Consider the following 4,390-nt stretch of genomic DNA (forward strand, 5'->3'; position numbering starts at 1 on the left):
TGTTTGCTTGCATCTGATTTTCCTTCGGAAAATCCTCGCACACAAACACGCAACATTTCATATACGTAACCGTTGTAGTGCATTTGAGAGCAACCAATGAAAATTAAAAGAATAATATTAATAATGGGATTTTTAAGTAGCGTTTTTGGATTTAGCCAAAACAATAATCTGATTGAATTGACTTCCAAACAAGACGCTGAAGAAGGTTGGCTAGATTTAATTTTCTCAATAACGGAAAAAGAAAAATTAGACAACGGATTTTGGAGTTTGACGTGCAAAGCTAAATACGAAAACCAAATTGTCGGGCTGAAAATCAATATTGCGGACGGAATTCCAGCAGGAATTGTGAACGAAGAAATTGACAATACAAGTTTTGCTTCAAAAGGAGTTGAAATTTACTCAATCGGAAAAGAAAGTGACAAACTAATCGAGGTCATTTCTAAACTTTATGGACAACCAAAAAAAACGGAATTTACAAGCGAAAAACTGACTTTTACGGCTTTTCCATTAAATAAAGAGAAAGCAATCTTAGAAAATGGACGATTTCATTTCAAGCTGTTTTTTGACGAAAATGACGAACGGAATTTATACTCAGAGATATTCCTAAATCCTGACTTAAAAAACGGAACAGTAGAATTAAATGAAAAGGACGAAGAATATCGAACAAATATTGTGAGATTGCTATCCGAAAAATAAAAAAACGCACTACAACACCGTATAAAAATAATGCGTAAGTTTATTCCTAAATCAAAAGGCTAGTGCTTGGTTTGCTTGCATCTGATTTCCCTTCGGAAAATCCTCGCACTCAAACTACGCACTATTCTTATACGTAACCGTTGTGTGCAAGCTGACCAATCAAGAATATGACTAGAATCCTATCAATACTAATACTTACTTTTGGTTCTGTTTTCGGACAAGAAATTAAATCCGACTTTGAAATTAGCGGAAATTTAAAAGTTTTATTTGGAAAAGAACTGCTAACACCAAGTGAGGCCTCTATTGAATTACTTCCTAACCACAAAATCTCAGATTTGGATAGTTTAGGTAATTTTAAATTCACTAATTTAAAAAGTGGAATTTATGAATTACGTGTTCTTGATTATCATTTTGAACCTGAACTGTTTCACTTAGACATTACTGACAAGTCAATAATAAAGTATGATTTGGTTATCGATGCAAATTGTGAAATCAGTAAGGAAGTTGCCGAATCTGATATAAAGAAAGGACAACCTAAACTCATACTAATCGGTGGAATTGCTCCTGTAATAGGTTTTGATGACAGCAAGTTTGCGGACAAATATGGAGTTTTATATTATGATTATGGCTGTACTCCTCCACCAATGGAATGCGTCTACCAATACAATCATATCATATTTGATTATCTAGATAAAAAGTTTGATAAAAAATGGAGGAAAGAAGTCAGAGAAGATGTTATCGGACTAAAATAAAGCCTGCACACAACATTGTATAAAAATAATGCGTAAGTTTATTCCTTAATCTAAAGGTTAGTGCTTGTTTGCTTGCGTCTGATTTTCCTTCGGAAAATCCTCGCTCTCAAACTACGCACTATTCTTATACCGAACCGTTGGCAATAATTTAAACCAAATTTTACGCAATGAAAAAACTGAATTTTATTTTAAGCTTATCAATAATCTTAATTCTGTCTGGATGTAATTCTGATGATGACAATGGAAATGAAAATACTCAAAGGAACGGAACACTTATTTTTGGCTGGTTTGCCGATTCAAGTTGTTCAGGAGATTGTTCTACAATTTACAAAATAGATACTGAAAATATTTATCGAGATATCGATTATAATTATCCTGAAAACACATTTTTTGAGGGTAATTTTGAACTTATGAGTAATGCAGATCATCAGGATTTTGAATCACTGATAACTGAATTACCTAATGAAATATTTAATGAACCGAATGGATATCTGGATTGCACCGATTGCACAAATGAAAACGGAGGATTTTATTTAGAATATCAAGACAATGATGGATTTCATAAATCTTGGCGTTTTAGGAATGCTATATATCCGGATTACATAGAAAGCTATAGAAGTTTATTACTCGACAAATTAGCGGAATTAAATAGTCTTTAGAAAGTAAAAAATAATCAAAAAACTATTGCCAACACCGTATAAAAATAATTGCGGTTTAGTGCTTAATCAAAGGTCGTTGCCAGTTTGTAACGTCTGATTTTCCTCCGGAAAATCCTCGCATACAAACCCGCAACAAATTTTATACAAGCACGTTGTGCAACATTGAAAGAAAAACGAAAACTGATTTGAAAAAGTGGATTTTGATTTTATTCTTGGCAATTTTAATCGGAATATATTTCGGATTGGGAACTGTATTCGGACTATTTAAATTGCTGACTTTTTTCGGAATTAGTACTCTGATTTTAATTATTCTTCTGTTTGTTTGGAAAAAACCGAGCAAAAAGCGGAATTACTCAATTAGTGTTTATTTGATAATATTTTTTGGACTGATTTTTTGCATTTTATTTACTCGATTAAAAAAAGAATATAACCAACACAACGCTGATTTGATTGCGGGAAAAATAATTGAATACAAAACTGAATTTGAAAAATACCCAAGCTCACTAACTGAATTAAAAAACGATACGGAATTGCCAAAATATTTAGCTGAATTTGAGTTCAAAGATTTTGAATATTCAGTTAATAAAACAACAAATGAATTTAATCTGACATATTCACTCGATGGTTGGCACATTAATGAATATGACAGCGAAACTAATCAATGGAAAAGCAGAGACTAAAAAAACAACGTTGCACAACAATGTATAAAAATAATGCGTAAGTTTATTCCTAAATTAAAAGGCTAGTGCTTGTTTGCTTGCATCTGATTTTCCTTCGGAAAATCCTCGCACTCAAACTACGCACTATTCTTATACGTAACCGTTGCCAGTAATTTGAGAATGACGAAATCAGAAACAAAATTATTAATCGGAATTGGAGTTCTGATTTTGCTAATCGATATTTTACTTATGAAATATTGGGTTAGTAATATTAAACCTGGCCCATTTATGTCGGTTGGCGTTGAATCTCACAGACTTGAAATATTAGGAGTGAACATCCTGATTGGAATTATTGCTTTTTTTATAAGAAAAAGACTTTCGATTTTATTTTTTCTAAATACAATAGTTTGTTATTGGATATTCTCATTTTTCTGGAATTCATACTTGGAAAATAATCCTTACTCGCAAACTATATATGATTTTAAAATTGAGGAGAGAAATATTCAATTAAGAATTTCCGAAAACCCAAATACTTACGGAATTTATGAATTAAACCCAAATCCTGTGGATTCTCTGATAGTAATTGAAATGGGAATGAATGAAAAAAGAGGAGATAGTATTGTGTTGAAATGGTGGAATGGGGAAATCCAAGAAATGTACTTTTATGATGATAAGTTAATCGGATTACCTGAAAAACCAAACCCAATTGAACTGTATAAAAAAAATAAAACTAAATGGGAGTTTGGAACACAGAAATAAAAGGAAACGATACGACACTTGACATTTATTCGAACTTTTTTGATAAGTACAATAATGGAGGAAATCAAGTTTGGGTTTCAAATGAAATCAAAGCGGAATTTGAAGATTATTTTTCGGATTCAGACGGTAGAAACAATTCATTATTTGGACTTGCTTTAGCACAATGGGAAACTAAATCGTTAGAACCTGAAATTTATAAAACCGTTAAAGAAATAATTGAAAACGGAACTGATTTGGAATTGTGGAAAGAACTTGGAGCGGACAAAAAAACTCTGAATGACAGAAAATCGGAATTAGAGAATTTCCTAAAATTAATCTCAACCGAAAAACCAAAAGCAAAAAGACGAGTAAGACCAAAATTTGAGTTTACAACAAACGAACTCGTCAAAATTAGAACGATTGACGGAACAAAGGAATTTAAGATTAATGAAGAGTTTACAAATGGAAAATATATCCACACAAGCGGAATAATGGAATGGAGTTCTGGTGGTGGAGCTGGAATAATGTATTTCACTGGAGAAAGCAAAAATATTTCTGCCAAATGGATTGACAATAAAAATCTGGAAATAATTCACGAACCGAATTTGGTTTTTGACAAAAAAGAAAAAAAATCGTTTTTTCGAGGAGATAAAGCGATAATAGAATATAAAACGGAATAAAAACTACTGGCAACACCGTGTATAATTAATGGCTGGTTCTCGCCTACTTACGAAAATCCTCGCGGATTTTCTATCTGGTGTTTATTTGCTAAATTAGGTGCTTAAACACGCCACTAATCATACACAAACACGTTACCCAACATTTCTCACATCAGAACCTGATTAATTCCTCGAGATAACTAATAGAATTCTTACTTGAGAAATTA

6 protein-coding genes are annotated in these 4,390 nt (G+C 32.1%); all 6 read left to right on the forward strand.

The window, feature by feature from the left end:
* The first annotated feature begins 96 nt into the window (after positions 1–96).
* The 6 genes from Q0857_RS16695 (at position 97) to Q0857_RS16720 (ending at position 4,184) form a co-directional block, all read left to right on the forward strand.
* Positions 97–696 (forward strand): hypothetical protein, encoded by a 600-nt coding sequence (locus tag Q0857_RS16695; protein ID WP_298538002.1) that lies wholly within the window; start codon positions 97–99, stop codon positions 694–696.
* 167 nt (positions 697–863) lie between these two features.
* Positions 864–1,448 carry a hypothetical protein gene (locus Q0857_RS16700; RefSeq protein ID WP_298538004.1) on the forward strand — a complete coding sequence of 195 codons (585 nt, stop codon included), beginning with the start codon at positions 864–866 and terminating at the stop codon, positions 1,446–1,448.
* Positions 1,449–1,615: 167 nt separating this feature from the next.
* Entirely contained in the window at positions 1,616–2,107 is a 492-nt protein-coding gene (locus Q0857_RS16705; RefSeq protein WP_298538007.1) for a hypothetical protein, read from the forward strand.
* Between the two features lie 185 nt (positions 2,108–2,292).
* Positions 2,293–2,787, forward strand: a complete 495-nt coding sequence (locus Q0857_RS16710) for a hypothetical protein (RefSeq protein ID WP_298538009.1) — start codon at positions 2,293–2,295, stop codon at positions 2,785–2,787.
* A gap of 159 nt (positions 2,788–2,946) precedes the next feature.
* On the forward strand, positions 2,947–3,525 hold the full coding sequence (locus Q0857_RS16715; RefSeq protein WP_298538011.1) for a hypothetical protein: 579 nt from the start codon (positions 2,947–2,949) through the stop codon (positions 3,523–3,525).
* Positions 3,501–4,184: a hypothetical protein gene (locus Q0857_RS16720; RefSeq protein WP_298538013.1), complete on the forward strand. Its 684-nt coding sequence runs from the start codon at positions 3,501–3,503 to the stop codon at positions 4,182–4,184. Before Q0857_RS16715 ends, Q0857_RS16720 begins: the two co-directional genes overlap by 25 nt.
* The last annotated feature ends 206 nt before the right edge of the window (positions 4,185–4,390 follow it).

The organism is uncultured Algibacter sp., assembly GCF_947495925.1.
In the GTDB taxonomy this organism is placed as follows: domain Bacteria; phylum Bacteroidota; class Bacteroidia; order Flavobacteriales; family Flavobacteriaceae; genus Algibacter_E.

Coding starts and splice junctions, on each gene's coding strand:
- Q0857_RS16695 (WP_298538002.1), top strand. CDS start 97: ATGAAAATTAAAAGAATAATATTAATAATGGGATTTTTAAGTAGCGTT.
- Q0857_RS16700 (WP_298538004.1), top strand. CDS start 864: ATGACTAGAATCCTATCAATACTAATACTTACTTTTGGTTCTGTTTTC.
- Q0857_RS16705 (WP_298538007.1), top strand. CDS start 1,616: ATGAAAAAACTGAATTTTATTTTAAGCTTATCAATAATCTTAATTCTG.
- Q0857_RS16715 (WP_298538011.1), top strand. CDS start 2,947: ATGACGAAATCAGAAACAAAATTATTAATCGGAATTGGAGTTCTGATT.
- Q0857_RS16720 (WP_298538013.1), top strand. CDS start 3,501: ATGGGAGTTTGGAACACAGAAATAAAAGGAAACGATACGACACTTGAC.